Source organism: Micromonospora sp. 067-2, assembly GCF_046549295.1.
Taxonomy (GTDB): domain Bacteria; phylum Actinomycetota; class Actinomycetes; order Mycobacteriales; family Micromonosporaceae; genus Micromonospora.
The window spans coordinates 302,244-323,319 of the sequence record NZ_JAJPWB010000011.1; the positions used below are offsets into that span (position 1 = coordinate 302,244).

Consider the following 21,076-nt stretch of genomic DNA (forward strand, 5'->3'; position numbering starts at 1 on the left):
GTTGAGATGGCACGCGTCAAGCGGGCTGTGAACGCCCAGAAGAAGCGCCGTACCCTGCTGGAGTCCGCGAGTGGTTACCGCGGTCAGCGCTCCCGGCTGTACCGCAAGGCCAAGGAGCAGGTGCTGCACTCGATGCAGTACGCCTACCGGGACCGTCGTGACCGCAAGGGCGACTTCCGGCAGCTGTGGATCCAGCGGATCAACGCGGGCGCCCGGGCCAACGGGATGACCTACAACCGCCTGATCCAGGGCCTGCGTCTGGCCGGCATCGAGGTCGACCGCAAGATCCTGGCCGACCTGGCCGTGCACGACGCCGCCGCCTTCGCGGCGATCGTCGAGCTGGCCCGGGCCGCGGTCGCGGCCGAGGGCACCGGCGGCGCGGCGGCCCAGGCCGCCTGATCCCCGCGCACAGGAACGAGGCGTTCCCCGTGTCGGCACCGCCGTCCGGGGGGCGCCTCGATCGTGCCGGAGGACCACCAACCATGGCCTTCACCCCGCGTACACCAAGGGTTGTCGCCGCTCGTCGGCTGCAGCGCCGACGGGACCGCGAGGCCACCGGCCGGTTCCTGGCCGAGGGGCCGCAGGCGGTCCGCGAGGCCCTCGCGCGGCCCGGGGTGGTCACCGAGCTGTTCGGTACGCCCACCGCCCTCGACCGGTATCCGGAGCTGGCCGCCGTCGCGGCCCGTGCCGACGTGCCGGTCTCCGAGGTGACCGACGAGGGGCTCGCCGCGCTGGCCGAGACCGTCGCACCGCAGGGGTTGGTCGCCGTGTGCCGGCACCTGGACGTGCCACTCGAGCAGGCCCTCGCGGGCGCACCCCGGCTGGTGGCGGTGCTCGCCGAGATCCGTGACCCGGGCAACGCCGGCACCGTGCTCCGTACCGCCGACGCCGCCGGGGCGGGTGCGGTGGTCTTCGCGGGCGACGCGGTCGACCCGTACAACGGCAAGTGCGTGCGGGCCTCCGCCGGCAGCCTCTTCCACGTCGACGTGGTCCGCGCCGCCGACCCGGTCGAGGCGGTCGGGGCGCTGCGTGCCGCCGGGCTGTCGGTCTTCGCGACCACCGGGTACGGCGACAGCGACCTGGACGACCTGGCCGACTACGGACGGCTGGTCGGGCCCACCGCCTGGCTGTTCGGCTCGGAGGCGCACGGGCTGCCCGAGGAGCTGACCGCGGCGGCCGACGCCCGGGTCCGGGTGCCGCTGTACGGGCGCGCGGAGAGCCTCAACCTGGCTGCGGCCGCGGCGGTCTGCCTGTACGCTTCAGCGAAGGCACAGCGCTGATGGTGTCCGCTGGTGCCGCACGGCCAGCGCGAGTGTCACCGGCACCCGGCGCCACAGATCAGCAGGGGAGAGCGTCCGTCCATGAACGCGCCACGGCGTTCGTTTAGCCAGCCCGCCGGTGTCGGCGGGCGGCGGGCCTGACCTGCTCCCTGCACAACTCCCACCGGCGGGCTGCGGCGCAGCCGCGCGTCCGTAGACTCGCCTAGCCGCCCCGCTGAGGGCTGGCGCCGCCGTGAGGGAGTGCCCGTACGCCATGAGCTACCGCAACGATCCGTACGACCCGAAGCAGGTCGCCCTGCTCGACCCGGCCGCTCTGGCCGAGGCCGTCGCCGACGCCTCGAAGGCGTTCACGGCCGCCGCCGACCCCGATGCGCTGACCGTGCTGCGTTCCGCGCACCTCGGTGACCGGTCGCCGGTCTCCCTCGCGCGCCGGGAGATCGGCGCGTTGCCGCCGGCCGCCAAGTCCGACGCCGGCAAGCGGGTCAACGAGGCCCGCCGGGCGATCGAGACCGCCTACGCCGAGCGCGCCGAGGTGGTGGACCGTGAGCAGGCCGAGCGGGTGCTGGTCGAGGAGCGGGTGGACGTCACCCTGCCCTACGACCGGCGGCCGCGCGGCGCCCGGCACCCGCTGAGCACCCTGATGGAGTCGATCGGTGATCTCTTCGTCGGGATGGGCTACGAGGTGGCCGAGGGGCCCGAGGTCGACCTGGAGTGGGTCAACTTCGACGCGTTGAACATTCCGGCCGACCATCCGGCGCGCGGGTTGATGGACACGTTCCACATTGCACCAGAGGGCTCGGGCCTTGTTCTACGGACGCACACCTCCACCGTGCAGACCCGCACGATGCTCAGCCGCAAGCCGCCGATCTACGTGATCGTGCCCGGCCGCGTCTACCGCACCGACGAGATCGACGCCACCCACAGCCCGGTCTTCCACCAGGCCGAGGGCCTCGTCGTGGACAAGGGCATCACCATGGCGCACCTGCGCGGGACGCTGGACCACTTCGCGCGGGCGATGTTCGGCCCGGAGGCGAAGACGCGGTGGCGGCCGCACTACTTCCCGTTCACCGAGCCGTCGGCGGAGTTCGACGTCTGGTTCCCGGAGCACCGCGACGGCCCGCAGTGGGTCGAGTGGGGCGGCTGCGGGATGGTCAACCCGCGGGTGCTGCGCGCCTGCGGCGTCGACCCGGAGGTCTACTCCGGATTCGCGTTCGGCATGGGCATCGACCGGACCCTCATGGTCCGGCACGGGGTCAGCGACATCCGCCATCTCTTCGAGGGCGATGTGCGGTTCAGCCGCGCGCTCGGAACCGGGGCGTAGGCGATGCGGGTACGAGACACGGGAACGGTGGTCTGACGTCATGCGAGTTTCTGTCAGTTGGCTGCGGGAGTACGTCGACCTCCCCGCCGACCTGCCCACCGGTGATCTCGAGCAGGCCCTGGTCGACCTCGGCATCGAGGTCGACTCCGTGGTGGACCTGTCCGAGACCGTCACCGGCCGGTTGGTCGTCGGTGAGGTGCGCGAGATCGAGGAACTCACCGGCTTCAAGAAGCCGATCCGGTTCTGCCGGGTCGACGTCGGCGACGCCAACGGCACCGGCGAGCCGCAGGAGATCGTCTGTGGGGCGAGCAACTTCGCTCCCGGCGACCTGGTCGTGGTGATCCTGCCCGGCGGTGTGCTGCCCGGCGGCTTCGCCATCGGCGCCCGCAAGACGTACGGGCACAACTCCGCCGGCATGATCTGCTCGGCGAAGGAGCTCGGCCTGGGCGACGACCACTCCGGCATCATCGTGCTGCCGCCCGACGTGGCGGCCAAGCCGGGCGACGACGCGCGGCCGGTGGTCGGCCTCGACGACGTCGTGCTGGAGCTGGAGATCACCCCCGACCGGGGGTACGCGCTGAGCCTGCGCGGCCTGGCCCGGGAGCTGTCGCACGCGTTCGACGTGCCGCTGCGCGACCCGGCTCTGGTGCCGGCGCCGGGCGGCACGCCCGAACCGGCGTACCCGGTGCAGGTGCGCGACACGGTCGGCTGCGACCGGTTCGCCGCCCGCCTGGTCCGTGGCGTCGACCCGGCCGCGCCCACCCCGCCCTGGCTGCGGCAGCGGCTCGTCACCGCCGGCATCCGCAGCATCTCGCTGCCGGTCGACATCACCAACTACGTGATGCTGGAGCTGGGCCAGCCGATGCACGCCTTCGACGCCGACCGGATCGTCGGGCAGCTGGTGGTCCGGCGGGCCGAGCCGGGCGAGAAGCTGACCACCCTGGACGGGGTCGAGCGGGTGCTCACGCCCGACGACATGGTCATCTGCGATGCCGGTCTGCCCAACCCCCTCGCGGGCGAGGGCGCCGGCGTCCCCATCTCGCTCGCAGCGGTCATGGGCGGTGAGACCAGCGAGGTCGTCGCCGGCACCACCGACGTGCTCTTCGAGGCGGCGCACTGGGACCCGGCGATGGTCGGGCGGACCGCGCGCCGGCACCGACTGTTCAGTGAGGCCGCCAAGCGCTGGGAGCGAGGCGTCGACCCGGCCCTGCCGCTGGTCGCGTTGGAGCGGGCCGTGCGGCTGCTCACCGAACACGGCGGTGGCACCCCGGGTGGCGAGATCCTGGATCTCGATCACGTCCGGCCGCGTACCCCGATCAGCCTGCCGGCGGATCTCCCCACCCGGCGGGTCGGGGTCGAGTACCCGCCGGCGCGGGTGGTCGCGCTGCTGGAGCGGGTCGGTTGCACTGTCGCGCAGGGCGCGGACCGGCTGACCGAGGACCCGGGATCGGTGACCATGGCCAGTGGCGCCGGGGCCGCCCTCAGCGTCATCCCGCCGACCTGGCGGCCCGACCTGACCGACCCCGCCGACCTGGTGGAGGAGGTGGTTCGCCTCGACGGGTACGACCGGGTGCCGTCGGTGCTGCCCACCGCGCCGCCCGGCCGGGGGTTGACCCCGCGGCAGCGCCGACGTCGGGCGGTCGCCGGGTCGCTGGCCGAGCGGGGGTACGTGGAGGTCCTCGCGCACCCGTTCGTGTCGCCGGAGCTGGCCGACCTGCTCGGTCTGGCTGCCGACGACCCGCGCCGGCGCGCGGTGCGGCTGGCCAACCCGCTGTCCGAGGAGGAGCCCCTGCTGCGGACGACGCTGCTCGGCCCGCTGCTCGGCATCGCGAAACGCAACCTCGGCCGAGGTCTGCGCGACCTCGCGCTCTACGAGATCGGGGCGGTCTTCCACCCGCGCGTCGACGCCGGCAGCCCGCCCGCGATGGGCGTGGACCGCCGCCCCACCGACGCGGAGTTCGCCGCCGCCGACGCGGTGGTGCCGGCGCAGCCGGTGCACGTCGCGGCGGTGCTGACCGGCGAGGCGGACCCAGCCGGCTGGTGGGGTCCGGGCCGGCCGGCAGGCTGGGCGGACGCGATCGAGGCGGCCCGCGACATCCTGGACGCCGCCGGTGTGCCGGCCGAGCGGGTCGAGCTACGCGCCGCCGAGTACGCGCCGTGGCACCCGGGCCGCTGCGCCGAGGTACGGGTCGACGGCACGGTCGTCGGGCACGCCGGCGAGCTGCACCCGGTGGTGGTGGCGGCGTTGGAGCTGCCCCGCCGTACCGCTGTCCTGGAGCTGGATCTGGACGCGTTGCCGCCCTCGCCGGTGACGCCAGCCCCGACGGTCTCCGGGTTTCCGCCGGCGTTGATCGACGTGGCGCTGGTGGTGGACGAGTCGGTGCCGGCCGAGCAGGTGCGCCGGGCCCTGGAGGCGGGCGCCGGCGCGTTGCTGGAGGACGTTCGGCTGTTCGACGTGTACGCCGGTGAGCAGCTCGGCGCGGGCCGCCGGTCCCTGGCGTACAAGCTCACGTTCCGGGCACCGGACCGGACGCTGACCGTCGAGGAGGCGGTGGCGGCCCGGGACGCGGCGGTCGCCGTCGCGGCACAGCGGTTCGGTGCCATCCTGCGCGGCGCCTGAGCCGCACCGGCACCGGAACGGCCGGTGGTGGTCGCCGTGCTCACGGTGGCCGCCACCGGCCCGCCGAACGTCGTATCGGCTGAACGGACATCGGCCACGACATGTTCGGTTACCCGCGAGTCACGTCCGAGCGGTTAGCCTGCTTGGATTCCGGCGACCACCGGAACGCACCCCCACCACCCCTGGGAGTTGATCCATGTCCGAGGATCCGTTCGAGCCGGTCGGAATGGTCGACGTCTGTATCGTCGGCGGCTGCGGTCGGGTGGGTCTGCCGCTGGGCATCGCCTTCGCCTCCCGTGGCCTCTCCGTCGTGTTGTACGACATCAACGACGACGCGGTGGCCACGGTGAACGGAGCCCGGCTCCCGTTCGCCGAGCCCGGCGCGGCCGAGCCACTGGCCGAGGCGGTCGCCGCCGGGCGGCTGCGGGCGACCAGCGACCCGGCCAGCGTGGGCGGCGCCGAACACCTGGTGGTGGTCGTGGGCACGCCGGTGGACGAGCACCTCAACCCGGATCTCGGCGCGGTGCCCCGGGCGCTGGAGCGGTGCGCCGAGCACCTGCGCGACGGGCAGCTCGTGGTGCTGCGCAGCACCGTCTACCCGGGAGTCACGGCGCTCACCGAGAAGCTGCTGGTGGGCAAGGGCATCAGCGCCGACGTGGCGTTCTGTCCGGAGCGGATCGCCGAGGGCCGCGCGATGACGGAGTTGTTCGCGCTGCCGCAGATCGTGGCGGCCCGGACGCCGGCGGCGCTGGCCCGGGCGGAGAAGCTGTTCCGGCACCTGACCGACCAGATCGTGCCGCTGGAGCCGGAGGAGGCGGAGCTGGCGAAGCTGTTCACCAACACCTGGCGCTACATCAAGTTCGCCACCGCCAACCAGTTCTGGATGATGGCCAACGACTTCGGGCTCGACTTCGCCCGGATCCGGCACGCGGTCGCGCACGACTATCCGCGCGCGGCGGACCTGCCGATGCCCGGGTTCGCCGCCGGGCCGTGCCTGTTCAAGGACACCATGCAGCTGGCCGCCTTCAACCGGAACAACTTCGTGCTCGGCCACTCGGCCATGTTGATCAACGAAGGGCTGCCGCTCTACCTGGTGTCCCGGTTGGAGGACCGCTTCGACCTGTCGACGATGACCGTCGGCATCCTGGGCATGGCGTTCAAGGGCGGCAGCGACGATCCGCGCGAGAGCCTGGCGTACAAGCTGCGCAAGATCCTCGCGCTGAAGACCCGGGAGACGCTCTGCACCGACCCGTACGTGGCCGACGAGCGCTTCGTCGACCTGGCCGAGGTGCTGCGCCGAGCCGACCTGTTGGTCATCGCCGCTCCGCACGAGCAGTACGCCCGACTGGAGACCGGGACCCCACTGATCGACATGTGGGGGCTGACCGGGCAGGGGGTGCGGGTGTGACGCCGCGGGTGTCGGTCATCGTCCCGGTCTACAACGAGGGCGAGGCGATCGTCCGCTGCCTGGAGCGGATGCTGCGGGAGATGCTGCTTCCGGCGGAGGTGCTCATCGTGCACGACATGCCGGAGGACACCACCGTGCCGTACGCCGAGCGGATCGCCCAGCAGGATCCCCGGGTCCGGGCGGTTCTCAACACCTACGGCCGCGGGCCGGCCAACGCGATCCGGTTCGGCGTCGACGCGGCGCAGGCCCCCGTCGTGGTGGTCACCATGGCCGACGGGTGCGACGACCCGCGCCAGATCGACGAGCTCGCCCGGCTGGTGGACCGGGGCGTGGTGGTGGCCGCCGCCTCCCGGTACATGCCCGGTGGGCAGCAGGTGGGCGGCCCCCGACTGAAGCGGATGATGTCCCGCTGGGCCGGGCGCAGCCTCTACACGTTCGCCCGCGTGGGCACCCGGGATGCGACCAACAGTTTCAAGGCGTACGACACGGCCTTCGTGCGCGAGGTGGGCATCGAGTCCCGGACCGGGTTCGAGATCGGCCTGGAGCTGACCGCCAAGGCCACCCGGCGGCGGCTGCCGGTGGCCGAGATCCCGACCATCTGGCTGGACCGACCGCTGGGGGAGTCGCACTTCGACCTGGGTCGTTTCCTCCCCGGGTACCTGCGCTGGTACTTCTTCGCCTACGGTCGGCGGCTGAGCCGGGCGAAGCTGGCGGCCCGGCCGGCGGCGGTCGCGGCGGTGCCCGCGCCGCGGGAGAGCATCGAGTACGAGAAGACCGGATAGGAGAGCACGTGTCGAAGGTCCTGGTAACTGGTTCGGCCGGATTCATCGGTGGCTACCTCGTCGAGGAGCTGTTGGACCGGGGCCACGAGGTGGTGGGGATCGACGACTTCTCGAAGTACGGGCCGGTGACCCACCGGTACGACGACCATCCCCACTACCGGTTCGTCGAGGGTGACGCCCGTGACGTCGACCTGCTCACCGGGCTGTTGGACGGCTGCGACCACCTGGTGGCCGGTGCGGCGATGATCGGCGGGATCTCCTACTTCCACGCCTACGCCTACGACCTGCTCGCCACCAACGAACGGATCATGGCGGCGACCTGCGACGCGGCGATTCGGGCGTACCGGAAGGGGCAGCTGGCCAAGGTCACCTACCTGTCCTCCTCGATGGTCTTCGAATCGACCGAGCACTGGCCCAGCCGTGAGGGCGACGAGCGGCTCATTCCGCCACCGCTGTCGTCGTACGGGTTCCAGAAGCTGGCCGTGGAGTACTACGCCCGGGCCGCCTGGGAGCAGTACCAGCTGCCGTACACCATCGTCCGGCCGTTCAACTGCGTTGGCGTCGGCGAGGGACGCGCGCTCGGCCAGGCCGAGATGCTCTCGGGCAACGTGAAGCTGGCCATGTCACACGTCGTACCGGACCTGGTGCAGAAGATCGTCAAGGGGCAGGACCCGCTGCACATCCTGGGCGAGGGCAACCAGGTGCGGCACTACACGTACGGCGGCGACCTGGCTCGGGGGATCGCCGCCGCCATGGAGCACCCGGCGGCGCGCAACGAGGATTTCAACCTCTCGACCTCGGAGTCGACGAGTGTGCTGGCTCTGGCCGAACTGATCTGGCACAAGATCAAGGGCCCGGACGTGCCCTTCCGGTACGTCTGCGACGAGCCGTTCCGCTACGACGTGCAGAAGCGGGTGCCGGACGTCGCCAAGGCCCGGGACGTGCTCGGGTTCACCGCGACCACGTCGCTGGACGTGATGCTCGACGAGGTCGTCCCGTGGGTGACCCGGGCCGTCGCGGAGGGCCGGCTCTGAACGCGTTCCGTCTCGTTTCTTGGTGAACTGTCCGGCCCGGTCGCCCCTCGCGATCGGGCCGGACGTGTGTCCGGGCTCTCACGCATCATCACCATGCATGAGGCTGCATGAACTTGCAGCGCCCCGATCATGGCTGCTAACCTTCACTGCATAGTCATGCGGAGGTGAGTATGGGAATCCGAGTCGCGGTCGCCGGAGCGAGCGGCTACGCCGGAGGCGAGCTGCTGCGCCTGGTCGCCGGGCACCCGGAGTTCGAGCTGGTCGCTGCCACCGCGCACCGCCAGGCCGGGCACCGCGTCGACGTCGTACACCTGCAGCTCACCGGCCTCGACCTGGTGCTCGGCGAAACCGACGCGGCGGCCCTCGCCGACGCGGACCTGGTGTTCCTGGCCCTGCCGCACGGCGAGTCGGCGGCCCTCGCCGCGCAACTGCCGGCCGACATCCGGATCGTGGACCTCGGCGCCGACCACCGACTCGCCGACCCGTACGCCTGGGCGCAGTACTACGGCGGCACGCACGCCGGCCAGTGGACCTACGGGTTACCCGAACTGCCCGGCCAGCGGGAGCTGATCGCCGGCTCCGCGCGGGTGGCGAACACCGGCTGCTACGCCGCCGCGATCACCCTGGCGCTCGCACCGCTGATCGAGGCCGGTGCCGCCAGCCCCGCCGACGTGGTGGTGGTCGCCGCCTCCGGCACCTCCGGCGCGGGGCGGTCGGCAAAGCCGCACCTGCTGGGCAGTGAGGTGATGGGGGACCTGTCGCCGTACCGGGTCGGCACCCACCAGCACGTGCCGGAGATCAAGCAGGCCACCGGCGCGACCGGCCTGTCGTTCACTCCCGTGCTGGCGCCGATGCCGCGCGGCATCCTGGCCACGGTCACCGCGATTCCGACGCGCGGCGTCGACCCGCAGCAGGTGCTGGCGCAGGCGTACGCTGACGCGCCCTTCGTGCACGTGCTGCCGGAGGGTCGCTGGCCGCACACCGCCGCCACGCTGGGCTCCAACTCCTGCCACCTGCAGGCGGGCGTCGATGTCGACTCCGGCCGCCTGATCGTGCTCAGCGCACTGGACAACCTGGGCAAGGGCGCAGCCGGCCAGGCCGTCCAGAACGCCAACCTGATGCTCGGCCTGCCGGAGACCGCCGGCCTGTCGGTCTGGGGAGTGGCACCGTGAGTGTCACCACCCCACGGGGGTTCCGGGCGTCCGGGGTGGCCGCCGGCCTGAAGGCCAGCGGTGGCGCCGACGTCGCGCTGGTCGTCAACGACGGCCCGGACGCCGGTGTCGCCGGTGTCTTCACCACCAACCGGGTCAGGGCCGCGCCGGTGCGCTGGACCCAGCAGGTCGTGCACGGCGGCGTGGTACGCGCGGTGGTGCTGAACTCCGGTGGCGCCAATGCGTGCACCGGTCCAGCTGGCTTCCAGGACACGCACACCACCGCCGAGCACACCGCCGCCGTGTTGACGTCGGTCAGCCCACGGCTGATCCTCGGCGCGGGCGAGGTGGCGGTCTGCTCCACCGGGCTGATCGGTGAGCGGCTGCCGATGCCGAAGCTGCTGCCCGGCGTACGCTCGGCGATCCGGGGCCTGTCCCGCGACGGTGGCCGGGCCGCCGCCGAGGCCATCATGACCACGGACACCCGGCCGAAGACCACCGTGGCTCGGGGCAGCGGCTGGACGGTCGGCGGGATGGCCAAGGGCGCCGGGATGCTCGCGCCGGGGATGGCCACCATGCTCTGCGTGTTGACCACCGACGCGGTGGCCGGGCCGGAGACGCTGGATGAGGCGCTGCGGGCGGCCACCCGGGTCAGCTTCGACCGGGTCGACTCCGACGGGTGCATGTCCACCAACGACACCGTGCTGCTGTTGGCCAGCGGCGCGAGTGGCATCGAGCCGACCCCCGCCGAGCTGGCCGCCGCGGTCACCGCGGCCTGTCACGACCTGGCCCAGCAGCTGGTCGCCGACGCCGAGGGCGCCACCAAGCAGATCGCCATCGACGTGGTCGGTGCGGCCGACGAGGACGATGCCGTCGAGGTGGGCCGCTCGGTGGCCCGCAACAACCTGGTCAAGACGGCACTGTTCGGCAACGACCCGAACTGGGGTCGCATCCTCGCCGCCGTCGGCACCACCGGCGCGGCGTTCGAGCCGGACGGGGTGGACGTGGCGGTCAACGGCGTCTGGGTGTGCAGGGCCGGCGCCGCCGCCGAGGACCGCTCGAAGGTCGACCTCACCGGGCGGGACGTGACGATCCGGATCGACCTGCACGCGGGCACGTCGGCCGCGACGATCTGGACCAACGACCTGTCCCACGCGTACGTGCACGAGAACTCGGCGTACTCGTCGTGACCGCGAGCCTCAGCACCGATCTCACCCGCGCCCAGGTCAAGGCGGAGACGCTGATCGAGGCGCTGCCCTGGCTGGCCAGCTTCTCCGGCTCCACGGTGGTGGTCAAGTACGGCGGCAACGCCATGGTCGACCCCGAGTTGCAGCGGGCGTTCGCGGCCGACATGGTCTTTCTGCGCTACGCCGGCCTCCGGCCGGTGGTGGTGCACGGTGGCGGCCCGCAGATCTCCGCGATGTTGGGCCGGCTCGGCATCGCCAGCGAGTTCCGGGGCGGCCTGCGGGTGACCACCGCCGAGACGATGGACGTGGTCCGGATGGTGCTGGTCGGGCAGGTGGGCCGGGAACTGGTCGGCCTGATCAACTCGCACGGCCCGTTCGCCGTCGGTCTCTCCGGCGAGGACGCCCGGCTGTTCACCGCGGTGCGCCGCCCGGCGTACGTGGACGGTCTGCCGGTCGACGTCGGCCAGGTCGGCGACGTCGAGTCCGTCGACGTGTCGGCGGTGACCGACCTGATCGCGGCCGGCCGGATCCCGGTGATCTCCACGGTCGCGCCGGACGCCGACGGTGTGCTGCACAACCTCAACGCGGACACCGCCGCCGCGGCGCTGGCCGTCGCGTTGCGGGCCCGCAAGCTGGTCGTGCTCACCGACGTGCCCGGCCTGTACGCGGACTGGCCGGACACCACCACCCTGATCTCCGAGATCAACACCGACGACCTGGCGGCGCTGCTGCCCAGCCTCGAGTCGGGGATGGTGCCGAAGATGGAGGCCTGCCTGCGGGCGGTGGGTGGGGGAGTGCCCGCCGCGCACGTGGTCGACGGCCGGGTCGCGCATTCCACGTTGCTCGAGGTGTTCACGTCGGAAGGATTCGGAACCATGGTGATCCGGTCATGAGCAGCCTGGTGCGGCGCTGGAGTCAGTCCATGATGGACAACTACGGCACGCCGCCGCTGGCGCTGGTCGCAGGCAGAGGCGCCGTCGTGGTCGACGATGCCGGCCGGGAGTACGTCGACCTGGTGGGCGGAATCGCGGTGAACGCCCTCGGCCACGCCCACCCGGCCGTGGTGGCCGCCGTGTCGAAGCAGATCGCGACGCTCGGCCACGTCTCCAACCTCTACGTGGCCGAGCCGCCGGTCGCGCTGGCCGAGCTGCTGTTGGCGCTCGCCGGCCGGTCCGGCCGGGTCTTCTTCTCCAACTCCGGCGCGGAGGCGAACGAGGCGGCGTTCAAGCTGTCCCGGCGTACCGGCCGCACGCACGTGGTCGCCACCCGGGGCGGCTTCCACGGTCGGACGATGGGCGCCCTCGCGCTGACCGGCCAGCCAGCCAAGTCCGACCCGTTCCGTCCGCTGCCCGGCGAGGTGACCCACATCGGGTACGGCGACGTCGCCGCTCTGGAGGCGGCGGTCACCGACGCCACCGCGATGGTGATCCTGGAGCCGATCCAGGGTGAGAACGGCGTGGTCGTGCCGCCAGCCGAATACCTCACCGCGGCGCGCCGGATCACCGCCCGACACGGCGCGCTGCTGGTGCTCGACGAGGTGCAGACCGGCATCGGCCGCACCGGGCACTGGTTCGCGCACCAGGCCGAGGGGGTGCAGCCGGACGTGGTCACCCTGGCCAAGGGCCTGGGCGGCGGGCTGCCGATCGGTGCCTGCCTGGCCTTCGGGCCGGCCGCCGACCTGCTCGGTCCCGGTTCGCACGGCACCACCTTCGGCGGAAACCCGGTCAGCTGTGCCGCCGCGCTCGCAGTGGTGTCGACGATCGCCCAGGAGGGGCTGCTCGACCACGTCAAGCGGGTCGGCGAGCGGCTGCGTCGGGGCATCGAGGCTCTCGGTCACCCGCTGATCAGCGGGGTGCGGGGTGCCGGTCTGCTGCTCGGTGTGGTGCTGACCGCGCCGGTGGCGGCGGTGGCGAGCGAGGCGTTGCGCGAGGCCGGCTTCCTGGTCAACCCGGTGCAGCCTGACGTGCTTCGGCTGGTTCCGCCGCTGATCCTCACCGCCGAGCAGGCCGACGCCTTCCTCGCCGCGCTGCCCACCGCCCTGACCGCCACCACCCCGGCCGCCGCCGATCCTGGTACCAACGTGCCTCTGGAAGGGTCTTTCCGCACCACGATCTCGCCGACGACCACGACCACGACCTCGGCACCGATCACGACGGAGACGAGCTGATGACCCGGCACCTCCTACGCGACGACGACCTCTCGTCCGCCGAGCAGGCCGCGGTGCTCGACCTGGCGGCGCGGATGAAGACCGACCGGTTCGGCCACCGGCCGCTGGCCGGGCCGCGTTCGGTGGCGGTGCTCTTCGACAAGCAGAGCCTGCGCACCCGGATCTCGTTCGACGCCGGGATCGCCGAGCTGGGCGGCCACCCCCTCGTCGTGGACACCCAGGTCACCCACTTCGGCCGGGGCGAGACACTCGCGGACGCCGGGCGGGTGCTGTCCCGCTACGTCGCGGCCATCGTGCTGCGCACCCACGGCGACGACCGGATCGCCGAGGTCGCGGCGGGCGCGAGCGTACCGGTGATCAACGCGCTCACCGACGGCTTCCACCCCTGCCAGCTGCTGGCCGACCTGCTGACCGTCCGCGAGCGGTGCGGCGGAACGGCCGGCCGCACCCTGACCTACGTGGGGGACGGCGGCAACAACATGGCGCAGTCGTACCTGCTGGCGGGTGTGACGGCCGGCATGCACGTGCGGATCGCCGGGCCGGCGGGCTTCGCGCCGGACCAGGCCGTGGTGGACCGGGCGGTCCAGATCGCCGCCGGCACCGGCGGGTCCGTGCGGGTGCTGACCGACCCCGAGCAGGCGGTACGCGACGCCGACGTGCTGGCCACCGACACCTGGACCTCGATGGGGCAGGAGGACGACGGGCTGGACCGGATCACCCCGTTCCTGCCCTACCAGGTCAACAAGGAGCTGCTCGGCCAGGCCGCGCCGGACGCGATCGTGCTGCACTGCCTGCCCGCACACCGTGGTGAGGAGATCACCGACGAGGTGCTCGACGGCCCGCAGAGCGCGGTCTTCGACCAGGCCGAGAACCGGCTGCACGCCCAGAAGGCGCTGCTGACCTTCCTGCTGGGCGACGAGATCGGCGGGTACCGGTGAGCGCGAGGAGTGCAGCGCAGCGGAGCCCCGCAGTCGCGAACGAAAGGCTGGTCCCGTGACCGCCCCGCTGACCCGCGCCGCCCGGCACGCCCGGATCGTCGAGCTGATCCGCGACACGGCGGTCCGTTCGCAGACCGAGCTTGCCGACCTGCTCGCCGGTGGCGGCGTCGCGGTCACCCAGGCCACCCTCTCCCGCGACCTGGAGGAGCTCGGCGCTGTCAAGGTCCGCGGCGGCGACGGGCCGGCGATCTATCTGATCCCCGAGGACGGCCACCGGCCGCTGCGCGACGCCGAGGCGGCCCCAGCCCGGCTGGTGCGGCTGCTGCACGAGCTGCTCAACGGGGTCGACTCCAGCGGCAACATCGCCGTGCTGCGTACCCCACCGGGCGCAGCCCAGTACCTGGCCAGCGCGTTGGACCGAGCGGGCCTGCCCGAGATCGTCGGCACCATCGCCGGCGACGACACCATCCTCGTCGTGGCCCGCGAGGCCGTCGGCGGGGCCGCACTCGGCGAGAAGCTCGCCGGCTGGGCCCGCCGTGAAGACACCGTTGAAGGGAACACCACATCATGACCGAGCGGGTCGTCCTTGCGTACTCCGGAGGCCTGGACACCTCCGTCGCCATTCCTTACCTGGCCGAACAGACCGGCGCCGAGGTGATCGCGGTCGCGGTCGACGTCGGGCAGGGCGGCGAGGATCTCGACGCCATCCGGCAGCGCGCCCTGGACTGCGGTGCCGCCGAGTCCGAGGTCATCGACGCGCGCGACGAGTTCGCGGCCGACTACTGTCTGCCGGCCATCCGGGCCAACGCCCTCTACATGGACCGCTATCCGCTGGTCTCGGCGCTGTCCCGGCCGTTGATCGTGAAGCACCTGGTGACCGCGGCGCGCAAGCACGGCGGGACGATCGTGTCGCACGGCTGCACCGGCAAGGGCAACGACCAGGTCCGGTTCGAGGTCGGCCTGAACGCGCTCGCCCCCGACCTGAAGATCATCGCGCCGGCCCGGGACTTCGCCTGGACGCGGGACAAGGCCATCGCCTTCGCCGAGGAGAAGGGGCTGCCGATCGACGTGTCGGCCAAGTCGCCGTACTCGATCGACCAGAACCTGTGGGGTCGAGCGGTCGAGACCGGCTTCCTGGAGGACATCTGGAACGCCCCCATCGAGGACCTCTACTCGTACACCTCCGACCCGGCGCAGGAGCGCGACGCCGACGAGGTCGTCATCACCTTCGACGCCGGTGTACCGGTGGCGATCGACGGTGAGACCGTCACTCCGTACCAGGCGATCCTGGAGCTGAACCGGCGTGCCGGCGCGCAGGGTGTTGGCCGGCTCGACATGGTCGAGGATCGCCTCGTGGGCATCAAGAGCCGCGAGGTGTACGAGGCGCCCGGCGCGATCGCCCTGATCACCGCCCACCAGGAGCTGGAGGCGGTGACCGTGGAACGGGACCTGGCCCGGTTCAAGAAGAGCGTCGACCAGCGCTGGGGTGAGCTGGTCTACGACGGCCTGTGGTTCTCGCCGCTGAAGGACTCGCTCGACGCGTTCATCGACGACGCCCAGCGGCACGTCAGCGGCGAGGTGCGGCTGACCCTGCACGCTGGCCGGGCCACCGTCACCGGCCGCCGGTCCGAGGCGAGTCTCTACGACTTCGGGATGGCGACCTACGACACCGGCGACACCTTCGACCAGTCCCTGGCCAAGGGCTTCGTGCAGCTGTGGGGCCTGCCGAGTCGGATGGCCGCCGCGCGGGACGCCCGGCTGGGCGGCTCCTGACCGTGGGATATGCGAGCGCGAGGAGTGAGCGGGGGAGCCCCGCAGTCGCGAGCGAAAGGCAGACAGAGCAATGATGGGCGGCGTGGACGACAAGAGCCTCACCGAGAACAGCGCCGCGACCAACCGCACGAGCCTGTGGGGTGGCCGGTTCGCCGGCGGCCCCGCCGAGGCGCTCGCACGGCTCTCGGTGAGCGTGCAGTTCGACTGGCGCCTGGCCCCGTACGACATCGCCGGTTCCCGGGCGCACGCCCGGGTCCTGGCGGGTGCCGGCCTGCTCGACCCCGAGGAACTGGGCCGGATCCTGGCCGCCCTGGACGACCTGGAGGCCGCCTGCGCCTCCGGGTCGTTCCGCCCCACCGTGGACGACGAGGACGTGCACACCGCGCTGGAGCGCGGGCTGCTGGAGCGCCTCGGCAGCCTGGGCGGCAAGCTGCGCGCCGGCCGGTCCCGTAACGACCAGGTCGCCACGGACCTGCGGCTCTACCTGCGCGACCACGCCCGGGGCGTGGCCAGCCGCCTCGTCGAGCTGGCCGACGCGCTGGTGGAGCAGGCCGAGCGGCACATCGACACCGCCGCGCCCGGCATGACCCACCTGCAGCACGCCCAGCCGGTCACCTTCGGGCACTGGCTGCTCGCCCACGTGCAGCCGCTGCTGCGTGACCTGGAACGGCTACGGGACTGGGACCACCGGGCGGCGGTCAGCCCGCTCGGCGCGGGTGCCCTCGCTGGTTCGGGGCTGCCGCTGGACCCGGTGGCCGTGGCCAAGGAGCTGGGCTTCCGTACGTCGTTCGCCAACTCGATGGACGCCGTCGCCGACCGGGACTTCGTCGCCGAGTTCCTCTTCACCACCGCCCTGGTCGGGGTGCACCTGTCCCGCCTCGGCGAGGAGGTGGTGCTCTGGACCTCGCACGAGTTCGGCTGGGTGGAGTTGGACGACGCGTTCGCCACCGGCTCGTCGATCATGCCGCAGAAGAAGAACGCGGACATCGCCGAGCTGGCCCGGGGCAAGTCCGGGCGGCTGGTCGGCGGCCTGGTCACCGTGCTCACCATGCTCAAGGGTCTGCCGATGACCTACGACCGGGACATGCAGGAGGACAAGGAGCCGGCCTTCGACGCGGTCGACACCCTGGAACTGCTGCTGCCCGCCCTGGCCGGAATGATCTCCACGATGACCGTCCGCGTGGACCGCCTCGTCGCCGCCGCGCCGGTCGGGTTCTCCCTCGCGACCGAGGTGGCCGACTGGCTGGTCCGCAAGGGCGTGCCGTTCCGTGACGCGCACGAGATCACCGGCCGGTTGGTGGCACTGTGCGCGGTGCGCGACTGCGAGCTGGACGCGGTCTCCGACGAGGACCTGGCTGCGGTGAGCGGTCACCTCGACCCTTCGGTGCGCGACGTGCTCTCGGTCCGTTCGGCCCTCGCCGCCCGGACCACCCCCGGCTCCACCGGCCCCGGCCCCGTCGCCGACCAGCTCGCCGCCGCCGCGGACCGGCTGGTCGACTGGCGGGAGTGGGCCGCCGAGCGGGTCGTACCCCGCTGAGCCCGCCGTGGCGCCGACGCGACCCGCCGTCGGCGCCGCGGTTGGTTTCAGGCCGTCGGGCGCTCCCGCTTCGGCAGCTTGGCCACCACCATGTCGTACGACGAGTCGACCGCCTCGGTCAGCTCGTCGGGGTCGATCCGGCCGTCCAGGCGCAGGGTGTTCCAGCCGGACCGGCCGATGTAGGCCATCACCCGAGCGTCGTCGGGATGGCGGTGCAGCCACTCGTCGGCGACCTCACGGGTCTGACCGCACTTCACCCCGACCGTCGGCTTACCGTCGCCGTTGCCGAGGAAGGCGAAGATCCGGCTGCCCACCTTCACCACCTCGTCGCCCTCCCATGGTCGGTCCAGCCACGCTCCCGGTTTGGCCAGGCAGTACGCCAGCATCTCCGCGCGCTCCATGGGTGCCTCCCGGAATCGTCGTGCGCACAGTCTGCGCGCCCGGCCGGTGCGTGGCATGCCAGTCGGCCGGGCGGGTCGTCGCCCGTTTCCGGTGGCGGGTCAGCTGGTCCGCTCGGCCGAGCGGGCGGCGACCCGTTCGTAGCGCTGCCGGGCGGCCTGCGCGCTGCCCAGACCCAGCCCGTACGCGATGGCCTGCCAGGTCAGCCCCCGGTCGCGGGCCAGCGTCAGCAGCCCGGCCTCCAGGGCGTCCAGCTCCGCGCGGACGTGCGGCAGCAGGGTCAACGCGGCCGTGAGGTCGGCACCGTCGACTGGCTCCTCGCCGGGCTCCCGCTCGGCACCGCCCGCGGCCAGCGCGGTGACCAGGGCCACCGCCTCCCATGGATCGAGCACGGACGGATGCGCCCAGCGACCCCGCTGGGCGTTGCTGCCGGCGTGCCGCTCGCTGATCCGCTGTAGCGCCTCGTGGGTGCGGTGCGAGCGCGCCTGGGCGGGATCGGGCGCGGTGAAGGGGTCGACGGTCGTCATGCCCCAAGCACAGTCTAAAAACATTCCCTTGTCAACGATTTGTTGAAGATGGCGGCGGCTCCGAGGCGCCGCCGCCATCTCCAGGTGACTCAGAGCGACAGGTTGAACCGGTGTTCGTCGGTGAGCGAGTTGCACAGCGCGTCGCAGGAGTTGCCGGTCACCACTCCGAACGCCACGCCGGGGGCGAACGGGCGCTCGTTCGCGGTCACCGCGATCCGGACCTTCTGCGAGGTCCCGTCGCAGGCCACCTTGCGGGTGGTGGTGCCGGTCCGCATGGTGTCTCCGATGGCCTGAGCGACCTTCACCGTCAGGTCGACCTGAGTCGGCTGGGAGCAGGTCAGGGTGACCGGGACGAAGGCCGCCGCGCCGTTGGAGTCGATCTTCCCGGGGCCGACGAGGGCCACCGCGGTCAGCGGTGCACCGTCGGTGAGGGCCGCCGCCCGCAGCGGCGTGCTGGCGCTCGCCGAGGGGGCGAAGGCCAGGGTGGCGCCGACGGCGAGCAGGCCGATGGTGACCAGCGGCCGACGGATGGTGCGTCGCGTCATGATGGTTCCTCTCCCGAGTGCCGCCGCGCGGTGCGACGACACCGGATACACCCGCCGAGCCATGGGACGGTTTCGGCGGGCGGATGTCGAGCGGGTGAACGCTCGATGACCGAGCCGGTCGTTCCGTATACGCCCCTCCGTTGATCGCGTGGGCGGCTGGGTACCGTCGGGGCATGGACGTTCTGCCGGGGGGCCGCGCAGCCGACACCGACCTGGCGGCACTGGCGGACCTGCTCGCCGGGCCGCTGCTACCGGCCGCGCGCGGACTGCTGGGCTGCCGGCTGCACGCCGGCGGGGTCACCGTCCGGATCACCGAGGTCGAGGCGTACGCCGGCACGGCAGGCGACCCGGCCTCGCACGCGCACCGGGGTCGCACGCCGCGTAACGCGGTGATGTTCGGGCCGGCCGGGTACTCCTACGTCTACTTCACCTACGGGATGCACTGGTGTATGAACGTGGTCACCGGTGTCGCCGGGGAGGCCGCCGCGGTGCTGCTGCGCGCCGGCGAGGTGGTCGACGGTCTGGCCGTGGCACAGGCCCGTCGACCGGCCGTCCGCCGTGACGTGGACCTGGCCCGTGGTCCGGCCCGACTCTGTTCCGCGCTCGGCATCGACCGCGCGGCGTACGGCGAACACCTGTTGGGTGACGGGCCGGTCCGTTTGCGTCCGCCGGCGCGTCCGGTGCCGCCGGAGGCGGTGATCGCGGGTCCACGGGTCGGCGTGACCGGCGCGCACGACCTGCCGTGGCGATTCTGGCTCGACGGCGACCCGACGGTCAGCCTCTACCGCCGGCACGTCCCCCGCACCCGACCCTGACCGGTGCACCGGCGTGGAGCCTGGCGAATCTGTCGGAGGGTGTGGCCATAATCACCGCACCTAAACGTCGGCGACTCGGAGGACGTGATGGCAACGCTGCTCGCGATCGGCACGGCCAAGGGGTTGTTTCTGGCGACCAGCGCTGACGACCGGCGCAGCTGGGAGATCACCGGGCCGCACTTCCCGATGAACGGCGTCTACGCGGTCGCGGTCGACACACGCCGCCCCACTCCGCGTCTGCTCGCCGGGGTGACCAGCTCACACTTCGGGCCCAGCGTCGCCACCAGTGACGATCTCGGCGCCTCCTGGGACGAGCCCGACCAGGCCCCGGTCGCCTTTCCGGCCGACACCGGCGCGACGCTGGGCCGGGTCTGGCAGCTGACGCCGGCCGGCCCCGAGGAGCCCGACGTGGTCTGGGCCGGCACCGAGCCCTCGGCGTTGTTCCGCTCCACCGACGGGGGCCGCAGCTTCGAACTGGTCCGCTCGCTGTGGGATCACCCGCACCGCCCCGAGTGGGGGGCGGGGTTCGGCGGCCAGGCCGTGCACACCGTGCTGCCCCATCCGCGTGACCCGGCTCGGCTGTTGGTCGCCATGTCGACCGGTGGGGTCTACCGCTCGGAGGACGCGGGGGCGAGCTGGGCGCCGGGCAACACCGGCATCCGCGCCTACTTCCTGCCCGATGAATGGCCGGAGTTCGGCCAGTGCGTGCACAAGGTCACCCGGGACGCCGTCAACCCCGAGCGGCTGTACGCGCAGAACCACCACGGTGTCTACCGCTCCGACGACGACGGGCGCACCTGGTCCTCGATCGCCGACGGGCTGCCCAGCGACTTCGGCTTCGCCATGGTGGCCCACCCGGGGCGGGCCGGTACGGTGTGGACCTTCCCCCTGGTGGCCGACGGGGAGCGGTTTCCGACCGACCACCGCTGCCGGGTCTTCCGCTCCGCCGACGCAGGCGGCACCTGGGAGCCGCTGTCCGTGGGGCTACCCGAGGGGCCGTTCTACCCGGCGGTGCTCCGCGACGCGATGTGCGCCGACGACACCAGCCCGGGCGGGGTCTACTTCGGCACCCGCTCGGGTGAGGTCTACGCCAGTCGCGACGAGGGCGACTCCTGGTCGCTGGTGGCCGCGCACCTGCCCGACGTGCTCTGCGTCCGCGCCGCGGCGGTCTGAGGTGGTCACCGTGCTGTTGCCCGGGCCGCTGCGGGGCGAGGCCGGCGGCGCCAGCCGGCTGACCGTCGCCGCGTCCGGCACGCTGCGCGCGGTCCTCGACGAGCTGGCCGCCGGGCATCCGCGGCTGGCCCGTCGGCTCCGTGACGAGCGCGGCGAGCTGCGTCGCTACGTCAACGTCTACGTCGACGGCGAGGACTGCCGCCACTCGGGCGGGCTGGCCACGCCGGTCGGGGAGGGTGCCGAGGTGCAGGTGCTGCCGTCGGTCGCCGGCGGTTGACCCGATGCCGCGCTGGCCGCCGCCCCGCCGGTGGGTTTTCGGCCCGGGCGTCCCGTGCCGCAGGTGACCGACGCCACGGCGGGACCATCCACCATCGGAATAGTTGCTTCGTCAAATATGTTGTGCGCAAACGTCCGGGTAC

General features: G+C 72.5%; 21 protein-coding genes. 18 read left to right on the plus strand and 3 right to left on the minus strand.

The window, feature by feature from the left end; translation table 11 throughout:
* The first annotated feature begins 6 nt into the window (after positions 1 to 6).
* From rplT to argH, 15 genes are all read left to right on the plus strand, one after another.
* The gene (gene rplT / locus ACLJN9_RS26370; protein WP_410814294.1) at positions 7 to 399 is read left to right on the plus strand and encodes a 50S ribosomal protein L20; all 393 of its coding nucleotides are present in this window, start codon (positions 7 to 9) and stop codon (positions 397 to 399) included.
* A gap of 83 nt (positions 400 to 482) precedes the next feature.
* Positions 483 to 1,280, plus strand: a complete 798-nt coding sequence (locus ACLJN9_RS26375) for a TrmH family RNA methyltransferase (RefSeq protein ID WP_410814295.1) — start codon at positions 483 to 485, stop codon at positions 1,278 to 1,280.
* A 253-nt stretch (positions 1,281 to 1,533) separates the two neighbouring features.
* A complete protein-coding gene (gene pheS / locus ACLJN9_RS26380; RefSeq protein ID WP_410814296.1) occupies positions 1,534 to 2,601 on the plus strand; it encodes a phenylalanine--tRNA ligase subunit alpha in 1,068 nt (355 codons plus the stop codon).
* 40 nt (positions 2,602 to 2,641) lie between these two features.
* Positions 2,642 to 5,221: a phenylalanine--tRNA ligase subunit beta gene (gene pheT / locus ACLJN9_RS26385; protein ID WP_410814297.1), complete on the plus strand. Its 2,580-nt coding sequence runs from the start codon at positions 2,642 to 2,644 to the stop codon at positions 5,219 to 5,221.
* A 196-nt stretch (positions 5,222 to 5,417) separates the two neighbouring features.
* Positions 5,418 to 6,629 carry a nucleotide sugar dehydrogenase gene (locus tag ACLJN9_RS26390; RefSeq protein ID WP_410814298.1) on the plus strand — a complete coding sequence of 404 codons (1,212 nt, stop codon included), beginning with the start codon at positions 5,418 to 5,420 and terminating at the stop codon, positions 6,627 to 6,629.
* Positions 6,626 to 7,411 carry a glycosyltransferase family 2 protein gene (locus ACLJN9_RS26395; RefSeq protein WP_410814299.1) on the plus strand — a complete coding sequence of 262 codons (786 nt, stop codon included), beginning with the start codon at positions 6,626 to 6,628 and terminating at the stop codon, positions 7,409 to 7,411. Before ACLJN9_RS26390 ends, ACLJN9_RS26395 begins: the two co-directional genes overlap by 4 nt.
* Positions 7,412 to 7,419: 8 nt before the next feature.
* On the plus strand, positions 7,420 to 8,445 hold the full coding sequence (locus ACLJN9_RS26400; RefSeq protein ID WP_410814300.1) for an NAD-dependent epimerase/dehydratase family protein: 1,026 nt from the start codon (positions 7,420 to 7,422) through the stop codon (positions 8,443 to 8,445).
* Between the two features lie 170 nt (positions 8,446 to 8,615).
* Positions 8,616 to 9,617: an N-acetyl-gamma-glutamyl-phosphate reductase gene (gene argC, locus ACLJN9_RS26405; protein WP_410814301.1), complete on the plus strand. Its 1,002-nt coding sequence runs from the start codon at positions 8,616 to 8,618 to the stop codon at positions 9,615 to 9,617.
* Entirely contained in the window at positions 9,614 to 10,786 is a 1,173-nt protein-coding gene (gene argJ, locus ACLJN9_RS26410; protein ID WP_410814302.1) for a bifunctional glutamate N-acetyltransferase/amino-acid acetyltransferase ArgJ, read from the plus strand. The genes argC and argJ overlap by 4 nt, the downstream gene beginning before the upstream one ends.
* On the plus strand, positions 10,783 to 11,676 hold the full coding sequence (gene argB / locus ACLJN9_RS26415) for an acetylglutamate kinase (protein WP_410814303.1): 894 nt from the start codon (positions 10,783 to 10,785) through the stop codon (positions 11,674 to 11,676). Before argJ ends, argB begins: the two co-directional genes overlap by 4 nt.
* Entirely contained in the window at positions 11,673 to 12,950 is a 1,278-nt protein-coding gene (locus tag ACLJN9_RS26420; RefSeq protein WP_410814304.1) for an acetylornithine transaminase, read from the plus strand. The genes argB and ACLJN9_RS26420 overlap by 4 nt, the downstream gene beginning before the upstream one ends.
* Positions 12,950 to 13,888: an ornithine carbamoyltransferase gene (gene argF / locus ACLJN9_RS26425; RefSeq protein ID WP_410814305.1), complete on the plus strand. Its 939-nt coding sequence runs from the start codon at positions 12,950 to 12,952 to the stop codon at positions 13,886 to 13,888. Before ACLJN9_RS26420 ends, argF begins: the two co-directional genes overlap by 1 nt.
* A 55-nt stretch (positions 13,889 to 13,943) precedes the next feature.
* Positions 13,944 to 14,459: an arginine repressor gene (locus ACLJN9_RS26430; protein WP_410814306.1), complete on the plus strand. Its 516-nt coding sequence runs from the start codon at positions 13,944 to 13,946 to the stop codon at positions 14,457 to 14,459.
* A complete protein-coding gene (locus tag ACLJN9_RS26435; protein ID WP_410814307.1) occupies positions 14,456 to 15,661 on the plus strand; it encodes an argininosuccinate synthase in 1,206 nt (401 codons plus the stop codon). Before ACLJN9_RS26430 ends, ACLJN9_RS26435 begins: the two co-directional genes overlap by 4 nt.
* Before the next feature lie 73 nt (positions 15,662 to 15,734).
* Positions 15,735 to 17,198 carry an argininosuccinate lyase gene (gene argH / locus ACLJN9_RS26440; RefSeq protein WP_410814334.1) on the plus strand — a complete coding sequence of 488 codons (1,464 nt, stop codon included), beginning with the start codon at positions 15,735 to 15,737 and terminating at the stop codon, positions 17,196 to 17,198.
* A 47-nt stretch (positions 17,199 to 17,245) separates the two neighbouring features.
* Here the strand turns inward: argH and ACLJN9_RS26445 are convergent, their stop codons facing one another.
* The 3 genes from ACLJN9_RS26445 to ACLJN9_RS26455 all read right to left on the minus strand — a co-directional run bounded on the left by ACLJN9_RS26445 (position 17,246) and on the right by ACLJN9_RS26455 (position 18,669).
* Positions 17,246 to 17,599 (minus strand): MmcQ/YjbR family DNA-binding protein, encoded by a 354-nt coding sequence (locus ACLJN9_RS26445; protein ID WP_410814308.1) that lies wholly within the window; start codon positions 17,597 to 17,599, stop codon positions 17,246 to 17,248.
* A 99-nt stretch (positions 17,600 to 17,698) separates the two neighbouring features.
* Positions 17,699 to 18,124: a DNA-binding protein gene (locus ACLJN9_RS26450; RefSeq protein WP_410814309.1), complete on the minus strand. Its 426-nt coding sequence runs from the start codon at positions 18,122 to 18,124 to the stop codon at positions 17,699 to 17,701.
* An 89-nt stretch (positions 18,125 to 18,213) separates the two neighbouring features.
* A complete protein-coding gene (locus ACLJN9_RS26455) occupies positions 18,214 to 18,669 on the minus strand; it encodes a hypothetical protein (protein ID WP_410814310.1) in 456 nt (151 codons plus the stop codon).
* A 173-nt stretch (positions 18,670 to 18,842) separates the two neighbouring features.
* Between ACLJN9_RS26455 and ACLJN9_RS26460 the strand changes: the two genes are divergently transcribed.
* The 3 genes from ACLJN9_RS26460 (at position 18,843) to ACLJN9_RS26470 (ending at position 20,934) form a co-directional block, all read left to right on the plus strand.
* Entirely contained in the window at positions 18,843 to 19,484 is a 642-nt protein-coding gene (locus ACLJN9_RS26460) for a DNA-3-methyladenine glycosylase (RefSeq protein WP_410814311.1), read from the plus strand.
* Positions 19,485 to 19,571: 87 nt separating this feature from the next.
* On the plus strand, positions 19,572 to 20,657 hold the full coding sequence (locus ACLJN9_RS26465) for a WD40/YVTN/BNR-like repeat-containing protein (RefSeq protein ID WP_410814312.1): 1,086 nt from the start codon (positions 19,572 to 19,574) through the stop codon (positions 20,655 to 20,657).
* A 10-nt stretch (positions 20,658 to 20,667) separates the two neighbouring features.
* Positions 20,668 to 20,934: a ubiquitin-like small modifier protein 1 gene (locus ACLJN9_RS26470; protein ID WP_410814313.1), complete on the plus strand. Its 267-nt coding sequence runs from the start codon at positions 20,668 to 20,670 to the stop codon at positions 20,932 to 20,934.
* Positions 20,935 to 21,076: the final 142 nt, after the last annotated feature.